Origin of the sequence: Mycobacterium sp. E3247 (genome assembly GCF_001667785.1) — a bacterium.
In the GTDB taxonomy this organism is placed as follows: Bacteria; Actinomycetota; Actinomycetes; order Mycobacteriales; family Mycobacteriaceae; genus Mycobacterium.
In genome coordinates, this window is sequence record NZ_LZJG01000539.1 from 1 (window position 1) to 1,786 (window position 1,786).

Consider the following 1,786-nt stretch of genomic DNA (forward strand, 5'->3'; position numbering starts at 1 on the left):
TGTTCGAGCGCTTCCTGTCGCCCGCCCGCGACGGGCCGCCCGACATCGACATGGACATCGAGTCCGACCAGCGCGAAAAGGTCATCCAGTACGTCTACGACAAATACGGCCGCGACTACGCCGCCCAGGTCGCCAACGTCATCACCTACCGGGGCCGGATCGCGGTGCGCGACATGGCCCGCGCCCTGGGCTTCTCGCAGGGGCAGCAGGACGCCTGGAGCAAGCAGCTCGGCCACTGGAACGGGCTGGCCGACTCGCCCGACTCGGATGTTCTAGAGGGCATCCCGCCGACGGTGGTCGAGCTGGCCAACCAGATCCGGAACCTGCCTCGGCACATGGGCATTCACTCCGGTGGCATGGTGATCTGCGACCGCCCGATCGCCGACGTGTGCCCGGTGGAGTGGGCGCGCATGGAGAACCGCAGCGTGTTGCAGTGGGACAAGGACGACTGTGCGGCAATCGGTTTGGTGAAATTCGACCTGCTCGGGCTGGGCATGCTGTCCGCGCTGCACTACGCGATCGACCTGGTGGCCGAGCACAAGGGGATCGAGGTCGACCTGGCCCGGCTCGACCTCTCCGAACCCGCGGTGTACGAGATGCTGGCCCGCGCCGATTCCGTCGGCGTGTTCCAGGTCGAGTCACGCGCGCAGATGGCCACCCTGCCGCGGCTGAAGCCGCGGATCCTCTACGACCTGGTGGTCGAGGTCGCGCTGATTCGTCCCGGGCCCATCCAGGGCGGGTCGGTGCACCCCTACATCCGGCGGCGCAACGGGCTGGACCCGGTGGTCTACGACCACCCGTCCATGGAGCCGGCACTGCGAAAGACGCTGGGGGTGCCGCTCTTTCAGGAGCAGCTGATGCAACTCGCGGTCGACTGCGCCGGGTTTTCCGCCGCCGAGGCCGACCAGCTGCGCCGCGCCATGGGCTCCAAGCGTTCGACCGAACGCATGCGGCGGCTGCGCGGGCGGTTCTACGACGGCATGCGCGCGCTGCACGGCGCGCCCGATGAGGTGATCGACCGGACCTACGAAAAGCTGGAAGCCTTCGCCAATTTCGGCTTCCCGGAAAGTCACGCGCTGAGTTTCGCGTCGCTGGTGTTCTACTCGTCGTGGTTCAAGCTGCACCACCCGGCGGCGTTCTGCGCGGCGCTGCTGCGCGCGCAGCCGATGGGTTTCTATTCGCCGCAGTCGCTGGTGGCCGACGCGCGCCGGCACGGAGTGACGGTGCACGGCCCGGACGTCAACGCCAGCCTGGCGCACGCCACGCTCGAGAACGCCGGAACCGAGGTCCGCCTCGGGCTGGGCGCCGTCCGCCACATCGGCGACGACCTCGCCGAGCGGTTGGTGCAGGAGCGAAAGGCCAACGGCCCGTTCGCTTCCCTGCTGGACCTGACGGCCCGGCTGCAACTGAGCGTGCCGCAGACCGAGGCGCTGGCGACGGCTGGCGCGCTGGGCTGCTTCGGCATGTCGCGGCGCGAGGCGCTGTGGGCGGCCGGGGCCGCGGCCACCCAACGGCCGGACCGGTTGCCCGGCGTGGGCTCGTCCTCGCACGTCCCTGCGCTGCCCGGGATGAGCGAGCTGGAGCTGGCCGCCGCCGACGTGTGGGCCACCGGCGTCTCCCCGGACAGCTACCCGACGCAGTTCCTGCGGGCCGACCTGGACGCGATGGGCGTGGTGCCCGCCGAGAGGCTGCTGGACGTGCCCGACGGTGACCGCGTGCTGATCGCCGGCGCGGTGACCCACCGGCAGCGGCCCGGGACGGCCCAGGGGGTGACGTTTCTCAACCT

1 protein-coding gene is annotated in these 1,786 nt (G+C 70.3%); it reads left to right on the forward strand.

Annotated features, from left to right (window positions below; all coding sequences use genetic code 11):
- Positions 1-1,786: error-prone DNA polymerase (locus A9X04_RS27500; RefSeq protein WP_156764562.1), on the forward strand; the 1,786-nt coding region annotated here is incomplete at both ends.